The sequence below is a fragment of the Neobacillus sp. Fa239 genome (assembly GCF_055395235.1).
In genome coordinates this window covers 2,851,004-2,866,855 of sequence record NZ_AP041611.1, presented here as the reverse complement: position 1 = coordinate 2,866,855, position 15,852 = coordinate 2,851,004, and the positions used below count along the sequence as shown (strand labels likewise).

General features: G+C 35.2%; 14 protein-coding genes and 2 pseudogenes. 13 read left to right on the top strand and 3 right to left on the bottom strand.

Annotated elements, in window-relative coordinates; genetic code table 11:
• Window positions 1–5: 5 nt before the first annotated feature.
• The 4 genes from tkt (at window position 6) to ACZ5XR_RS13840 (ending at window position 5,105) form a co-directional block, all read left to right on the top strand.
• Window positions 6–1,997, top strand: coding sequence for a transketolase (gene tkt, locus ACZ5XR_RS13855; protein WP_464496847.1), 1,992 nt, complete (start codon window positions 6–8; stop codon window positions 1,995–1,997).
• Window positions 1,998–2,054: 57 nt separating this feature from the next.
• Window positions 2,055–2,954 carry a phosphogluconate dehydrogenase (NAD(+)-dependent, decarboxylating) gene (gene gnd, locus ACZ5XR_RS13850; protein ID WP_464496846.1) on the top strand — a complete coding sequence of 300 codons (900 nt, stop codon included), beginning with the start codon at window positions 2,055–2,057 and terminating at the stop codon, window positions 2,952–2,954.
• A 34-nt stretch (window positions 2,955–2,988) separates the two neighbouring features.
• Complete coding sequence (gene fsa, locus ACZ5XR_RS13845; RefSeq protein WP_464496844.1) at window positions 2,989–3,651, top strand: fructose-6-phosphate aldolase; 663 nt, start codon at window positions 2,989–2,991, stop codon at window positions 3,649–3,651.
• Window positions 3,652–3,767: 116 nt separating this feature from the next.
• Complete coding sequence (locus ACZ5XR_RS13840) at window positions 3,768–5,105, top strand: glucose-6-phosphate isomerase (RefSeq protein ID WP_464496842.1); 1,338 nt, start codon at window positions 3,768–3,770, stop codon at window positions 5,103–5,105.
• A gap of 141 nt (window positions 5,106–5,246) precedes the next feature.
• Here ACZ5XR_RS13840 and ACZ5XR_RS13835 read toward each other — a convergent pair whose 3' ends face one another.
• A complete protein-coding gene (locus ACZ5XR_RS13835; RefSeq protein ID WP_464496841.1) occupies window positions 5,247–7,205 on the bottom strand; it encodes a fructose-1,6-bisphosphatase in 1,959 nt (652 codons plus the stop codon).
• Between the two features lie 281 nt (window positions 7,206–7,486).
• On the opposite strand from ACZ5XR_RS13835, the gene ACZ5XR_RS13830 reads away from it, so the two are divergent.
• Both ACZ5XR_RS13830 and rpiA read left to right on the top strand, forming a co-directional pair.
• On the top strand, window positions 7,487–7,615 hold the full coding sequence (locus ACZ5XR_RS13830; RefSeq protein ID WP_464496840.1) for a BA3454 family stress response protein: 129 nt from the start codon (window positions 7,487–7,489) through the stop codon (window positions 7,613–7,615).
• 51 nt (window positions 7,616–7,666) lie between these two features.
• Entirely contained in the window at window positions 7,667–8,344 is a 678-nt protein-coding gene (gene rpiA / locus ACZ5XR_RS13825; protein ID WP_464496838.1) for a ribose-5-phosphate isomerase RpiA, read from the top strand.
• A 224-nt stretch (window positions 8,345–8,568) separates the two neighbouring features.
• Here rpiA and ACZ5XR_RS13820 read toward each other — a convergent pair whose 3' ends face one another.
• Window positions 8,569–9,063: a hypothetical protein gene (locus ACZ5XR_RS13820; protein WP_464496837.1), complete on the bottom strand. Its 495-nt coding sequence runs from the start codon at window positions 9,061–9,063 to the stop codon at window positions 8,569–8,571.
• 247 nt (window positions 9,064–9,310) lie between these two features.
• On the opposite strand from ACZ5XR_RS13820, the gene cdaS reads away from it, so the two are divergent.
• The 4 genes and pseudogenes from cdaS to ACZ5XR_RS13800 form a co-directional block, all read left to right on the top strand.
• The gene (cdaS, locus tag ACZ5XR_RS13815; protein WP_464496836.1) at window positions 9,311–9,937 is read left to right on the top strand and encodes a sporulation-specific diadenylate cyclase CdaS; all 627 of its coding nucleotides are present in this window, start codon (window positions 9,311–9,313) and stop codon (window positions 9,935–9,937) included.
• Window positions 9,938–10,320: 383 nt separating this feature from the next.
• Window positions 10,321–10,617 (top strand): annotated as a pseudogene (locus ACZ5XR_RS13810) (alpha/beta hydrolase); the annotation flags it as partial.
• Between the two features lie 291 nt (window positions 10,618–10,908).
• Window positions 10,909–11,334: an organic hydroperoxide resistance protein gene (locus ACZ5XR_RS13805; protein ID WP_464496835.1), complete on the top strand. Its 426-nt coding sequence runs from the start codon at window positions 10,909–10,911 to the stop codon at window positions 11,332–11,334.
• A 109-nt stretch (window positions 11,335–11,443) separates the two neighbouring features.
• Window positions 11,444–11,632, top strand: a pseudogene (locus tag ACZ5XR_RS13800) (hypothetical protein); the annotation flags it as partial.
• A gap of 140 nt (window positions 11,633–11,772) precedes the next feature.
• On the opposite strand, the gene ACZ5XR_RS13795 reads toward ACZ5XR_RS13800, so the two are convergent.
• Window positions 11,773–12,093, bottom strand: a complete 321-nt coding sequence (locus tag ACZ5XR_RS13795) for a winged helix-turn-helix transcriptional regulator (protein ID WP_464496833.1) — start codon at window positions 12,091–12,093, stop codon at window positions 11,773–11,775.
• A gap of 692 nt (window positions 12,094–12,785) precedes the next feature.
• Here ACZ5XR_RS13795 and ACZ5XR_RS13790 point away from each other — a divergent pair.
• The 3 genes from ACZ5XR_RS13790 to pdxR all read left to right on the top strand — a co-directional run bounded on the left by ACZ5XR_RS13790 (window position 12,786) and on the right by pdxR (window position 15,660).
• Entirely contained in the window at window positions 12,786–13,421 is a 636-nt protein-coding gene (locus ACZ5XR_RS13790; RefSeq protein ID WP_464496832.1) for an FMN-dependent NADH-azoreductase, read from the top strand.
• A gap of 498 nt (window positions 13,422–13,919) precedes the next feature.
• Window positions 13,920–14,114 carry a hypothetical protein gene (locus tag ACZ5XR_RS13785; RefSeq protein WP_464502180.1) on the top strand — a complete coding sequence of 65 codons (195 nt, stop codon included), beginning with the start codon at window positions 13,920–13,922 and terminating at the stop codon, window positions 14,112–14,114.
• Between the two features lie 109 nt (window positions 14,115–14,223).
• Window positions 14,224–15,660, top strand: a complete 1,437-nt coding sequence (gene pdxR / locus ACZ5XR_RS13780; RefSeq protein WP_464502179.1) for a MocR-like pyridoxine biosynthesis transcription factor PdxR — start codon at window positions 14,224–14,226, stop codon at window positions 15,658–15,660.
• Window positions 15,661–15,852: the final 192 nt, after the last annotated feature.

The window sequence follows — 15,852 nt, the reverse complement described above, 5'->3', positions numbered from 1 at the left end:
TGACTATGATACAAAACATTGATAATCTTGCAGTTAATACCATTCGGACTTTATCTATTGATGCTATCAACGCAGCGAATTCGGGACATCCAGGTCTCCCAATGGGGGCTGCCCCAATGGCATATGCATTATGGGCTAATCATTTGAATCACAATCCTGAAAATCCTAAGTGGTTCAACCGTGATCGATTCGTTTTATCGGCGGGACATGGGTCAAGTTTGTTATACAGTATTCTTCATTTAGCTGGTTACAATGTCACCATTGATGATTTAAAGAATTTCAGAAAATTAAATAGCAGAACACCGGGGCACCCCGAATTTGGTCATACGCCTGGCGTAGAAGCAACAACAGGTCCATTGGGGCAGGGAATTGCAAACGCAGTTGGTATGGCTATGGCTGAAGCTCATTTGGCCGCAAAGTTTAATAAAGAAGGACATGCTATTATTGATCACTATACCTATGCTTTAGTAGGCGATGGTGACTTAATGGAAGGTATTTCTTATGAAGCAATGTCAATGGCTGGCCATATGAAACTTGGTAAATTAATTGTGTTATATGACTCAAATGATATTTCTCTTGATGGCGAATTAAATGTATCTTTTTCCGAAAATATCGAGAAAAGAGCAGAATCGGCTCATTGGCACTATTTAAGGGTGGAAGATGGTAATGATCTTAACGCAATTTCAAAAGCAATTGAATTAGCAAAACAAAGTACTGACCAACCAAGCATCATTGAAATCAGAACGATTATCGGATATGGAAGTCCGAAGGTAGCAGGTACAAATAAAGCACATGGTGCACCTCTCGGGGCAGACGAAGGAAAAATAACGAAACAAGCTTATAACTGGCTTTACGAAGAAGATTTCTATGTTCCAGAAGAAGTAAAAGCTCACTTTGAACAATTAAAGCATAAGGGAATAGATACTGAACAAAACTGGATTAACCTATTCCAATCATATAAGCAAGCCTATCCAGAATTGGCAGAGCAATTAACCAAAGCTATTGAAGGAAAAGTTCTCATTGATGCAAAAGATATCCTAACGTTTGAAACTGGAAAAAATGTTTCCACCCGTGTGGCCAGTGGAGAAGCCATTAACCATTTTGTTAAAACAGTTCCAGATATTTTCGGTGGCAGTGCAGACCTTTCACATTCTACCATGACCGAAATTAAAGGGGAACAAATTTACGCAGTTGAATCCTACAGTGCACGAAATGTTTACTTCGGTGTACGTGAACATGCAATGGGCGCAGCAGCTAATGGTATGGCATATCATGGCGGAGTGAAGCCGTTTGTTAGTACATTCTTTGTCTTTAATGATTATCTTCGTCCGTCTATCCGATTGGCTGCTTTATCAAAGCTTCCTGTAACCTATGTATTTACACATGACTCCATAGCTGTGGGAGAAGATGGTCCTACCCATGAGCCAGTGGAACACTTAGCTGCTCTTCGCTCGATTCCTGGACTAACTGTCATTAGACCAACGGATGCAAATGAAACGGCAAGTGCCTGGGCTTATGCTCTTCAGCAAACAAAAGGCCCGGTTGCATTGATTTTAAGTCGCCAAAACCTGCCAGTGTATAACGAGACAGAAGCAAATTTGAATAATCTTTCCAAGGGTGCTTATGTTTTGTCCGAAACAACTTCTAATCCAAACCTAATATTAATTGCTACTGGCTCCGAGGTCTCTTTGGCTGTAAATGCAAAATCAGAGTTGGAAAAAGAAAATATATCTGTTCGGATCGTCGCCATGCCAAGTTGGGAATTGTTTAGACTGCAACCTAAAGAATATCAAGAATCTGTTTTGCCTTCTTCCAATTTAAAACGTTTGGCTATCGAAATGGGAATCTCACTAGGGTGGGAACAATTTGTTGGATTTGAAGGAAAGGTATTATCTATTGAAACATTTGGTGCTTCAGGAGATGGTGCTGCTGTAATGAAACAATTTGGATTTACAACTGAAAATGTTGCTCATATGGCAAGAAATCTTTTGAAGTAATCTTAAGATAGGACTTTGCAAAATAAAAAATAGTTATAATCATTGGAGGGAAATAGAATGAAGGTTGGCTTAATTGGATTAGGGAAAATGGGTTTAAATTTAGGACAAAATTTAATGGATCACCATCATGAAGTAGTAGCATTCGATGTAAATCCGAGTGCGGTGGAAGAAATAAAAAGATATGGAGCTATAGGTGTATCTAGTTATAAGGAACTTGTTCAATCATTGGATCGACCAAGAGTTCTTTGGATTATGGTTCCACACTCTGTAGTTGATTCGGTTATTAGTGATATTCGACCGTTTCTAGAAGAAGGGGATATTGTTATTGAAGCTGGTAATTCTCATTATAAAGAATCTATTCGTCGATATAATGAATTAAAAGAACTAGGTGTCAGCTTTATGGATGCAGGTACTTCAGGTGGAATGGAAGGGGCTCGTAATGGAGCCTGTTATATGATTGGCGGTGATCCGGAAGCGTGGGAAGTTGTGGAACCGATTTTTCGAGATACTGCAATAGAAAATGGGTTCTTATATGCAGGCAAACCAGGAAGCGGTCACTTCCTAAAGATGGTTCATAATGGAATAGAATATGGAATGATGGCTGCGATAGGTGAAGGATTTGAAGTACTAGAGAAAAGTGAATTTAATTACGATTTCGAAAAGGTAGCAAAGGTTTGGAATAACGGTTCCGTCATTCGCTCATGGTTAATGGAATTAACAGAAAATGCCTTCTCTAAGGATCCCAATTTAGAACAAATTAAAGGAATCATGAATTCTTCAGGTGAGGGAAAATGGACTCTCGAAGCAGCATTAGATCTTCAAACGGCTACTCCTGTTATTGCCATGTCGTTATTGATGCGTTACCGGTCTCTAGAAAACGATACTTTTACAGGTAAGGTTGTAGCCGCATTAAGAAATGAATTTGGCGGACATGCTGTTGAAAAAATAAATAACTAATAAATTTTCTTAACAATAATTGGAGGAAGACATCATGAAATTTTTTATTGATACAGCAAATTTAGATGAAATTAAAAAAGCGTATAAAATCGGAGTATTATCAGGAGTTACCACTAACCCTTCATTAGTAGCAAAAGAGGGTGTAAAATTCGAAGACCGGATTGCAGAAATTCTCAATGCGGTTCCTGATGTTGAGTCTGTATCAGCGGAAGTGACTCCTAACGCTCTAACAGCTGAGCAAATGATCGCTGAAGCAAATGAACTCATAAAAATAAACGGCGGCGATAAGAATATCACCATTAAACTTCCAATGAACCTGGATGGATTAGAGGCCTGCCGATACCTCACTAAAAAAGGAGTTAAAACAAACGTTACCCTTATTTTTTCAGTAAACCAGGCCCTACTGGCTGCACGAGCTGGAGCAACATATGTTTCTCCATTCTTGGGCCGGTTAGATGATATTAATGAAGATGGTGTTCAACTCGTTTCACGAATTGCTGAATTGTTTCGTATCCAAAATTTAAACTCACAAATTATTGCAGCATCTGTTCGTCATCCAGACCATGTGACCCGTGTAGCTATGGCTGGAGCTCATATAGCCACCATTCCATTTAAAGTAATTGAGCAATTGTCTAAACATCCACTAACGGATCAAGGAATAGAAAAATTTGCAGCTGACTGGAAGAATGCATTGTAAAAATTAGAAAAAGGTATCCAGGGTGTTAGATTTTATTCTGTGGTTATTAGCATGGATGTTCTAACGCCCTTATCTGACACATCATAAGTAAAACAAAAAAAGAGGAGAACAATTACATGTCGATTTCTTTTGATTACTCAAACGCACTATCATTTATGCAACAAAGTGAGGTGGATAACCTCAGCGAATTTGTGAAAACCGCTCACAATATGCTTCACGAGAAGAAAGGTCCTGGATCAGACTATCTTGGTTGGGTCAACTTGCCAAGTGAATATGATAAAGAAGAATTTGGAAGAATTAAAGCTGCTGCTGAGAGAATTCGCAGTAATTCCGATGCCCTAATCGTTATCGGGATTGGGGGATCATATCTTGGTGCAAGAGCAGCTATTGAAGCACTTTCTCATACCTTTCATAACCAAATGGGCAATACAACACAAGTTTATTTTGCCGGTCAAAATATCAGTGCAACATACATTTCCCATTTGCTTGATGTGATAAAAGACAAAGATATTTCTGTAAACGTGATCTCAAAATCAGGTACAACAACAGAGCCAGCAATTGCTTTTCGCATCTTCCGGGACTATTTGGAGAAAAAATATGGAAAAGAAGAAGCGAGAAAACGTATTTATGCTACAACTGATCGTAAAAAGGGTGCGTTAAAAACACTTGCTGATGAAGAAGGTTATGAAACTTTTGTCATTCCAGATGATGTTGGGGGAAGATACTCTGTATTAACGGCTGTTGGCCTATTACCAATTGCGGTAGCAGGTATCAATATAGATAAAATGATGGAAGGAGCTGCGGCTGCGGCAGACAAATATAATAATCCAGACATGGCCACAAACCAGAGTTATCAATATGCTGCCGTAAGGAATGCTCTTTACCGAAAAGGGAAATCCATTGAACTTCTCGTAAACTTTGAACCTTCACTTCATTATGTTTCAGAATGGTGGAAGCAGTTATTTGGGGAAAGTGAGGGGAAGGATCAAAAGGGGCTTTTTCCAGCTTCAGTTGATTTTACTACGGACCTTCATTCAATGGGCCAATATGTACAGGAAGGCCGTCGCGATTTAATTGAAACAATGGTATCAGTAAAAGAGCCTAAACTTGATATCACAATTGAAGAAGAGGCATCAAACTTAGACGGATTAAATTATTTAGCAGGGAAAACAATGGACTATGTCAATAAGAATGCCTCCCAAGGCACCGTTTTAGCCCATGTGGATGGAGGAGTTCCAAACCTTTCTGTGGAACTGGACCAATTAAACGAATTTACCTTTGGTGAAATGGTGTACTTCTTCGAGAAGGCGTGCGGAATTAGCGGATTATTAATGGGTGTAAATCCATTTGATCAACCAGGAGTGGAAGCATATAAAAAGAATATGTTCGCATTGCTTGGTAAACCCGGTTATGAAGCTGAAAAAGCTGAATTATTAAAACGCATTTCTAAATAATAGCATCATAAAAAACAATCTTTACTACATGTTTATTGAACTAAACATCAAGCTAAATGTACAATTACAGTTGCGGAATGGGTAAAAAAAGCGAATCAGTAATTTTCTGATCAATAAGAAAAGCTAATCGGAAATTTCCGATTAGCTTTTCGTTTGTAATGATTGGTCTAAACTCATATAGCGATATTCCAACAGACTTTTTAAAACAAATATTTCCTGTAATAATCGCTCTCCCTCATTCGTTTCTAGAACTTTTTTTCTTTCAAGTTCTTTTTCCACCAATCTCTTTACTGATAAAACATCCGACCCTTTTAGTAGAACATCTTTTTTTGAATTAAATTTTTCATGGGCGACAAGTTGCATACCGCAGGAATTATAGATTAAAGTGTATCCAGCAATACCAGTTTTTGATTGATAAGCCTTGGAAAATCCTCCATCTATGACAATCATCTTTCCGTTTGCTTTAATTGGATTCTCTCCTTTAATTTCTCTAACGGGTGTGTGGCCATTTATGATATGACCTTCATTAGGATTAAGATTAAATTCTGCTAAAATCTTACGGCAGATTTCCTCTTTTTCACGTAAATGGAAGTATGGGTTCTTAATCTCCTCATGGGTTTCTTTGTCCTTAATGAAATACCTTTCAAAGGTCGTCATGGCTCTTTTCCCAAATAATGATGAATATTCTCCTGTCCATAAATACCAGACCATATCTGTTGCAAGATCATCTGTCTCTTCAGGATGTGCAAAGGCATGTCGTAAATAATGTTCAAAAATATCAAGTAAATCACGACCTGCATAGGTATTATTTTCAATTACCATTTTTTCCATATTTCCGTTTTCATCAATTGGTATGCAGCCATGTATTAATAAGTTCCCATTATATTTCAAATAAAGACTACCTTTCTTCATAAGAAAATTCATATGTCTGGCCAACTTTTCCGAATGCTGGACAAAAAACAATAGTCTGTCCATAACTTGCTCTTCTTCCTCTAATAATTCACCAGGATGATCTGGATTAATGGTTGAAAAGCAAGTATTTTTCAGTTGGTACGTTTTCCCATTCATTGTTATTTCATTTTTGTCATAATCAATTATTTCAAGCAAAAGCCTTTCTGACATATTAAAATACGGGCGTCTCTTTATGATTGGCATTTCAAGCTTAAACTGGATCATTGCTATTGCTTGGTGCATTTTTGTAATTTGTAATAGTTCTTGATCAGACTTTTTTTTATCTGAAAGGCTCTTGGGTCTAAATGCTGGATTGTCGTCATAGTTCTTTTCCGCAAGATTAAGAAGTGGTATAAGATTGATTCCATACACATCTTCAATAATACTTAAATTGTCGTACCTGGCACAAATACGAATAATATTAGCTAGACAAACCTTTGATCCAGCAAAGGCACCAATCCATAGAACATCATGATTTCCCCATTGAATATCAACAGAATGATAATCAATGAGTGTATCCATAATTTTATCAGGTTCAGGTCCGCGATCATAAATATCTCCTACGACATGAAGATGGTCAACTACCAATCTCTGAGTCGTATAAGCCAGACCTGTAATGAGCTTATCTGCCTGACCAAGAGAAATAATTTGCTGGACTATTTTTGAATAATATGGTTTCTTATTTGTGGATTCATCCGTTTTGTATAGTAGCTCTTCTATTATATAAACAAACTGTTGAGGCAATGCTTTATGTAATTTTGAGCGTGTATATTTAGAAGAGGAATATGAAATTAGTTTTATCATACGGTCAATGATTTCTGTGTACCATTGATGTAATTCTTGTTTATTGCCACACTTTTCTCTAATTAACTTTAATTTTTCTTCAGGATAATAAACTAATGTCGCAAATTCATTAAGTTCTGTATCAGAAAGTTCATCTTGAAATAGGTCTCTCATTTTCTCTTTTACTCTACCCGAACCATTTCTTAACACATGTTGAAAAGCCTGATACTCCCCGTGTAAGTCACTGACAAAATGCTCTGTCCCCTTTGGCAGGTTGAGAGTGGCTTCAAGATTAATAATCTCAGTTACCACTTTTTCTTCACTATCATATTTATGAGCCAGTAAATCTAAGAATTCTGTGTTCAACTTTATGGTATCTCCTTTATAATTTCTTCACTTATTTTTATCTTGAAGCTTGCGTTTAATACTTAGATGGTATAAGAAAACTCAATTGAAAGGAAACTATTTAACACAGGCTGCATTTCTCTATTGAATAAAAATAAATATGTAAAATATCTTTGATTCGAGATATTTTACTTGACGGGAATTAATTCAGGAGAGGAAATGGTTACATAAAATAACCTAGTAATAATAAGTTATATTTTTTGATTTCTTTTTTCTCCATTAAATGTAAAGGAGTGACATATATGATCGAAGTGACTGTGAAGCTTAACTACAAAGGTAAATATTATCAAACAAATGTAATTGTTAAAAAGGATACACCCGAAGGACAAATATTTCGAATCGCACAGGAACAAATTAAGAAACAATGGTGAAATAAAAAAATGATATATCTCCAGGTCTTTAATTGAAAGGAGCAAAAAGCCTTGAATGAAAAAAAAGAAGTTGGAGAAAAAGCTGTAGAATATGTAAAAGAAGGAATGGTAGTTGGACTCGGAACGGGGTCTACTGTATTTTATACCATTACTAAGCTTGGGGAATTAGTTCAACAAGGACTTTCTGTTAAAGGAATCCCTACTTCCAAACAAACTGAAAAATTGGCAAGAGAAGTAGGGATCCCACTCGTTTCATTTAATGAAATCAATCAAATTGATGTGGCAATTGATGGTGCTGATGAAGTTAATCGAGATTTAGATCTCATTAAAGGTGGAGGCGGTGCCCTTTTAAGAGAGAAAATAATTGCGAAAGCAGCAAAAACTTTTATAGTTGTTGCAGACCCACACAAAAATGTGGATAAATTGGGATCTTTCCCACTCCCAGTGGAAGTGGTGCCTTTTGGATTTGAAATGACAAGGAAATATATCCTTGACCTTGGAGGCAGTCCACAATTACGGCAAAAAAATGGGATTCCTACTCGAACAGATAACGGTAACTATATTTTTGACTGTAGCTTCTCAAATATTACCTTTCCTAGAGATCTAGAGAGAGAGCTTAATCTGATCCCGGGTGTTGTTGATAATGGACTATTTATTGCTATGGCTGAGATAGTCATCACCTTAAATAAAGATAAGGAAATTGTCATTAAAAAGCGAAGCGTAGGATAAAAAGAACCTATTTGATCACTTTTTAAGATATATATTTTATAAAAATACCCCTTTATAAAAATGGGAAAGGGGTTTTTACTTTGTCTGCATTTTTATTGAAAGATTTTTGAGGAAGAAATAGAAGGTTAGATGAAAAGGGGAAAAGAGGTTGATTCATTTCCAGGCTTTTCCCTGAACTAATGTAAATGAATTCGATTTAATAAAAATATCATACATAAACCAAATTAAGCTGTAATTTTCTGTTGTATTTCAAAGATTACATCTTCAAACCTGACATTTAATAGACTTTCTAATAACGCCTGTTTTGCCTTTAATTCTTTTATATCCTTTTCACAAACTACATCTTCCTGTTTGAGATTATTGATCATTGTCATCACCAATTGCTTAAAATTAGGGGATTCAGTTAGTACATAATTAATTAATTCTATCACTGCTTGTTTTTCCTGCTCGTTCTTAAGTGCAAAAATATTTTGTATAATAGGTTCAGATATGATTATAGAATTCATTTCTTCTGTAATTCTTAAACCAAAGTATGTTTTTTTAGTACCATAAAGCTTATTATCCCTTATACGAATCAATTCTAAGCCAACCAAAAATTCATTATAGTGAGAGGCCGTTTCAGGATAATCAATACTTTTAAGCTCTAGGTTTGAACTTTGATCTATGAATATTTCTTTTTCTAATTTTGTTTGGATAACTTTAGACTCTATTAAGTTCATTTTAATTACCTCACTTTATTGTGTTTTATAAAATAATTTATATGAAAAAGTAATGTGTATACTAAAAGTAACTTAGTTACAATTTTATTATAGTTAATGGAGGTAAATAAATCAATCAATAAATTTTTTGGTGATTATTTCGATTATTTAATTTACCGTTTTATATTATCAAAACTAATGACTAATACTATCTATAGTAAATTTTAATGAAGTTAACAGGATTAAAGGTGAATGGAGGGATTCTTACATGGACAGTATAAATTGTGATTTTTCACCTATGAAAAAGCATATAGATGATGGTATTCATAACCTGATTCTTCTGCTCCAATCTAATTTAGAGTTACTTGGAAATGACAATTATTGTGTATTGGGTAGTCTAGAGGATGTTAAAGAACAATTAATTGAAATTGAATTGATGGCTGCTTCATTTTATTTAAATTGTTATTTATCATCTTTTACTGATACTTATGAAGATTTATCCACCACTGTTCAGCAGCTCTCGAAACATAGACATGGAGCCCTAATTGTAGTTGAACGTCGTGATTCGGTGGAGCCTATTATTCAAAAAGGAACAACAATAGGAGCAATAGTAACGGCTAAATTATTGGAATCTATTTTTTACCCGGGGAACCCGTTGCATGATGGGGCGGTTTTAATTCGGGGAAATGAAGTAGTTTCTGCATCCAATGTCCTTCCTTTAACAACATTGAATATCGAGGGAAAAAAACTTGGGACACGGCACAGAGCTGCCCTTGGAGTATCGGAACGCAGCGATGCACTTGCACTAGTGGTTTCCGAAGAAACGGGTAAAATTTCATTTGCCTTAAATGGAAAACTATATCCAATTAACACTTCACAGCCCATTGCTTTTTAATATCATGCAAAAATTGTGCTAACTAGTCCTTGCTCTAGATAGCTTTAATAAAGAATTCATTATGATATTAATAAATTGCCTAATAAACCTTATGATGGAGCTGTAACTTAAAATATTTCTTTGCATTTAAAAAAAGATTGTTGACAAATGGTTTAAATAAATCATAATAAAATTACCTCAAATCCAAGATTATCGAATTTGAGGTAATGTAAAATTGCTATTCACATAGAAAATTATTTTTTTCTAAGGCACTTACAATTTTAGGGTAAATACCGTAGTTTAAGTAATCCTTCATAGTAAAGTCGTAATGGAATAAATTTTTTTAATAATATATCTCGAAATTGAGATATTTGAATTAAGAGAAATTGAATTAATTTGAAGTTAATCACATCAATATTGCGGCCAGTTTATTATTCCACTTTCAAAATGCATTGAAGGGGGCCATTCTTCATCATCCAATGGTGCCGCGAAAAGGTATTGATCTTCCGGATTTATCAGGGAAGTCAGTATTTATTGCAGCTGGAACAAATGACCCAATCTGCTCTCCACTGGAATCAGCTGAACTACAATCGTTACTTGAGCATGCTAACGCAAAGGTTGAACTCCATTGGGAGAATAAAGGCCATCAGTTAACGGTCGAAGAGGTAGAAGCAGCAGCACAATGGTATCGAAAACTATAATTTAATAAAAATATTAATGTTAATCAACTGTTTTTTTAAAGAGAATCAAAAAGAGAAATAGATCGGCTTTATTATGAATAATTAAAGAAAATGATTGGGAAAATAGGAGTTGTATTAAATTGGGTATTTTATAGGTGAAAAAAGAGAATCAATAAAATACTGATCAAAAAGAAAAGCTAACCGGAAATTTCTGATTAGCTTTTCAAAATGAATAGGTTTGAGTAAAGGATAGTAAGCTCTCTCTTTGTGAACATTAGGGCAAGATATAATCCTCAAAAAAGGAGAAAATTAATGACTACACAACCATTATTCACATCATCTGCAACCGCTGCCGGAGGTAGACAAGGCAGAGTTGAATCTTCTGATGGAAAGTTAAAACTCGATTTAGCAATGCCAGGATCCCCAAGAGCGAAAGAGTTTCCAAATGCCACGAATCCGGAACAATTGTTCGCTTGCGGTTATTCCGCTTGTTTTGATGGAGCGTTACAACATATCGCAAGGCAGGAACATGTCAAATTCGAATCTCAAGTAACGGCAAATGTAGATTTCTTAAAAGATGAGTCTGATCAAGGATTCAAAATTGCCGTAACGCTGCAAGTAAAAGGGACTGGAGTGGAAAAGGAAAAGTTAGAAGAGCTTGTACATAAGGCCCATGAATTCTGTCCATACTCAAAAGCAACTAGAGGGAATATTGATGTTACTCTTCAGGTTGTTTAATAAAGCATCGAATTAGATGGTTGGAATTTATTTATAAGTATATAAGCCCTATCAAGGACAGAGGGGTCTGCAAAGCAAGTTTGTCTTAAACCAACAAAGTCTAAAAATTGATGGCTTTGTCATGTCTGAAGGAGCGGGTGTTTTATTCCTGGAAGAATATGTACATGCGAAGGAAAGAGGAGCGACGATTTATGTTCCAAACCATGCAGTTAACATGCCAATAAAATATCCTATATCTAATGGTTTTGGTTTTGGCGGACATAATGCAGTTTTGGCATTTAAGAAATTTTCGAAATAGATTGAACGGAAGAAAAGGAATAATCCTTATTTCGCCGTACCAAGGGGCAAATAGTATGAAATAACCTCTCCAAAAATGGAGAGGTTATCTAAATTACGTAGGGTTCGTCAGGAAGTTTTCACACGAATTGACGTTTCACTTTATAGCCATTTGTTGGCCCAATCCTCGACTGTCTTTAAAGCTCTACCTAATTCCGTACCTTTTTTTGTGAGTGAATACTCTGTCCGCACCGGGCGATCTGTAATAACATTTCTTAAGACGATTCCGCAATCCTCAAGTTCCTTTATTCGTTCGTTAAGCATTCTCTTACTTAAATCAGGAATATAAGCATGGATTTCACTAAACCGTTTTGGTTCTTCCGTTAGAGTATGGATAATCAAACCCATCCATTTTTTCCCGATAATATTGTACGATTCTTCGACTTTTGAACATACTTTATCCTTTGATTCATTTTCTATCAAAATTACCACCTCCCAGTTATGGAATTGTATACTAAAAGTAACAATATTTTAATTGTATATTAATTATTATATCTCAAATACACTGATGGATAAAGAGTTTAAAGAATTGTTTTGCTAGGAAATTTTGTATAATAAAGTAACCAATAGATAAATTATTAATAAAATTGTAAACCCCATTTATACTTCAAATTCTAAGGTTGACAAAACATCTATATAAATTATATTAGAATTATTTGGAAATAAAATTGGTATAATTAAGACTATTCATAATGCAAAGGTAATTATATGGCGATACTTTTTGGGGGTAAATGACATTCTCGTTATGATCATTATGCATTTCAGTTATCAATAAAGAGGGCTAATATCATTACTCTATATATAACGGATCCTTAGCTAATGATCATATAGTTGGTTAGTAATGAAATAATAGTATATTAAAAAAGATAGCCCAGCCTTTCCATAGGAAAAGCAAGATGTTTATTTCCTTTGGATTTGCTGGGCTTTTGCTTTGTTAATAAAATTTGGGAGTGATTTATATGCAAAAAATAAAACGCGAACAAATTTTTTGACATTCAGTAAATTATTTAATAAGATTATCTCGAATTAAAAATAACGGAAATTGAGAATTGTTATTTCCTTTATTTTTAATTCAAAATAAAATGTTCAAATAACAAAAGGAATGGTGAAAAGAAATGACAAAAGTATTGTACATTACAGCACACCCACTCAATGAAACACAATCGTATAGTATGGCGGTTGGGAAAGCATTTATTGATACTTATAAGGAAGTTAATCCAAACGATGAAATAGTTCATATAGACTTGTTTAAAGAAAACATCCCACATATAGATGCCGATGTATTTAGCGGATGGGGGAAGCTCCAATCAGGACAGGCATTTGATACACTTAATGATGTAGAAAAAGCAAAAGTTAGCCGTTTAGGCGAGTTAAGTGACCAATTTGTGGGCGCAGATAAATATGTTTTTGTTACACCATTTTGGAATTTTTCATTCCCTCCTGTTATGAAGGCTTATCTTGATTCGGTTTCAGTGGCGGGGAAAACATTCAAATATACTGAAAACGGACCTATTGGACTACTAACTGATAAAAAAGCATTGCACATTCAAGCACGCGGTGGAGTTTATTCTGAAGGTCCTGCAGCTCAAATGGAAATGGGACATCGTTATTTAAATGTAATGATGAGTTTCTTTGGAATTCCGACTTTTGAAGGGCTATTTGTAGAAGGACATAATGCAATGCCAGATAAAGCACAGGAAATAAAAGAAAATGCTATTGCCCGTGCTAAAGATCTTGCTCATACTTTCTAGTTTGATAAAGTCGAAGAGATAGACCCATGTCGGGTCTGTCTTTTTTTAATAGTGTGATAGGGTCTTAGTGAAATATATAAAGTATGAAACTAAAAAAACTGGAGCCATTTCGATAGAAACGACTCCAGTTTTTTTACTTTTCTACTTTTTGGGGGGAATGGCCACAAATTTCTGGCTTTTCATCTTGATAATTGCCGGCGAATTCATCCCATATTCAATTAATCTAAATGGACATTATTTAATTAGGTTTAACGACAAACAGGAATAATGATTTTAAATCCGTTATATTCCGCAAATATCACTACCGCCCCTTCTGCTTTCACTAGGTTGGAATGGAGGCCGAATAAAGTGGATGGTAAAATTAAAAGGAAAATGGATGGTTATTTTTGCATATCTTTAGTCTACAATTGTTTGATGGAAGGTACTTTTCGCGACATCTTGCATTGGGCTTTTAAATTTTATTAAAAATCTTAATGTTTATAAAGAGGTGTAGAAAAAATGAATGTTATGATTGCTTTGGTAATCATTATTTTAATCTTAGCACTTTTGGGAACACTATTAGCAACAAGGAAAGCTGACGAAAACTATAGAAGCTCTACAAAAAAGAACACAATAAATTTAACTTTAATTTATGCTATAGTAATCCCATTAGCTTTTATTGCTCTAGCAATATATATAAAGTTTTTTAGCTAGCTATTGTTATCATAACTAAACCTATGGTCATACCGACGATAGGTTATTTTTTTGAAACTTCATTTTATTGTCATTTTGAATTAAATCCACTATATAAGGGCTGTAGTGTATGGACTGGAAACCTGACCGCAAGTCAAAAAAAGCAATATATAAACAAATCGCTGAATTTATAGAAAATGGAATTGCAGATGGGACATTTCCTCCGGATAAACCACTTCCATCTGAAAGATCTCTAGCCAATGAGCTTAATATAAACAGAAGTACTGTGGTTACCGCATATGACGAATTGGAATCAAATGGGCTCATTCAAAGAACTAGAGGAAGCGGGACAACCATCAGCAAAGATATATGGGGGATTACTAAGAAACGTATTCCCAGCTGGAATAGATATATCGAGGCTGGATCGTTTTTGCCTAACTTACCTGTTACACAACGTATACGAAAAGAAGCGACAGAGCATAAACTAATCAATTTAGCCAGTGGAGAATTGTCGGAGGATCTTTTCCCGATGAAAATCTTAAGAGAAATTACAGCCACCAGGTCGTTTATCGGAAGTTTAGGCTATGACCATCCACAGGGTAACGAAATACTGAGAGAGACCATAACTAAGCATGTTAAACAGTATCGAAGAATTGAAACAAACCCTTCTTCGATATTAGTTACTTCTGGCGCGCAACAGGCATTGCACTTAGTGGTGCAATGCCTATTAAAACCAGGGGATGCAGTAGTCTTAGAAGACCCATCTTATCATTACAACCTTCCCATATTTAAAACAGCCGGATTAAAAACATTTTTTCTTTCAGTGGATAAAGACAGAATTAACCCATATGAATTATTGGCATTACATAAAAAGCATCGGATTAGAATGATATTTTTAAATCCTGCTTTTCAGAATCCAACAGGGGCATTGATGTCAGAAGAGCAACGGAAGGAAGTATTGAATATATCTTCCGAACATGGAATTCCTGTTGTAGAAGACGATCCCTATAGTTTGACCTCATTTACTGGTGAAGACGTTTCCACCCTAAAATCAATGGATGTCCATGGAAATGTCCTATATATTAGTTCTTTATCGAAAATTGCAGCTTCTGGGTTAAGGATTGGATGGATTATTGGTCCCAAGCCTGTTATCGAGCGATTATCAGATGCAAAACAACAAATTGATTTTGGACATGGAAGTTTTACCCAATGGATGGCAAATGATTTTTTGGAATCAAAAAATTTCCATTCACATATCACAGGACTTGTCAAAGAATTAGAAAAGCGAAGGGATCAAATTGTTAGGAGTCTAAGGTATTATTTGAAGAATCAAGTTGAGTTTCAAATTCCTCAAGGAGGAATTCATATTTGGTGCAAGATTAAAAGAGACTTTAATGAGGTTCAATTGCTGGAAGAGTCCATTAAAAGAGGGGTTATATATGTACCGGGTTCCACGATGGGGTCAAAACAGGGATTTGCTCGTTTTACTTTTGCAAGGGAAGATGAAGAAACAATACATGAAGGAATTAAAAGGTTTTCGGAAGCACTGGATTTCCTTAATACCTGATATATTTATTTATCTTAGGAATCATGATCTATATCATGATTCCTTTTATTTTGAATGATAAATGGATGGTAAAAAGAGTTGGAAAGTGGATGGTTATATTTTTTCGTAATCTTATATAATTAAAGGGTAATTAAAGCAAAAATACTTGGTTGGAATAACAATCTTTCCCTATAAAGGATGTCCCAAATTAGT

Bases quoted from the DNA above. Each gene is read 5' to 3' on its own strand.
- tkt (WP_464496847.1), top strand. From the start codon at position 6: ATGATACAAAACATTGATAATCTTGCAGTTAATACCATTCGGACTTTA.
- gnd (WP_464496846.1), top strand. From the start codon at position 2,055: ATGAAGGTTGGCTTAATTGGATTAGGGAAAATGGGTTTAAATTTAGGA.
- fsa (WP_464496844.1), top strand. From the start codon at position 2,989: ATGAAATTTTTTATTGATACAGCAAATTTAGATGAAATTAAAAAAGCG.
- ACZ5XR_RS13840 (WP_464496842.1), top strand. From the start codon at position 3,768: ATGTCGATTTCTTTTGATTACTCAAACGCACTATCATTTATGCAACAA.
- ACZ5XR_RS13830 (WP_464496840.1), top strand. From the start codon at position 7,487: ATGATCGAAGTGACTGTGAAGCTTAACTACAAAGGTAAATATTATCAA.
- ACZ5XR_RS13820 (WP_464496837.1), bottom strand. From the start codon at position 9,063: ATGAACTTAATAGAGTCTAAAGTTATCCAAACAAAATTAGAAAAAGAA.
- cdaS (WP_464496836.1), top strand. From the start codon at position 9,311: ATGGACAGTATAAATTGTGATTTTTCACCTATGAAAAAGCATATAGAT.
- ACZ5XR_RS13805 (WP_464496835.1), top strand. From the start codon at position 10,909: ATGACTACACAACCATTATTCACATCATCTGCAACCGCTGCCGGAGGT.
- ACZ5XR_RS13790 (WP_464496832.1), top strand. From the start codon at position 12,786: ATGACAAAAGTATTGTACATTACAGCACACCCACTCAATGAAACACAA.
- ACZ5XR_RS13785 (WP_464502180.1), top strand. From the start codon at position 13,920: ATGAATGTTATGATTGCTTTGGTAATCATTATTTTAATCTTAGCACTT.
- pdxR (WP_464502179.1), top strand. From the start codon at position 14,224: ATGGACTGGAAACCTGACCGCAAGTCAAAAAAAGCAATATATAAACAA.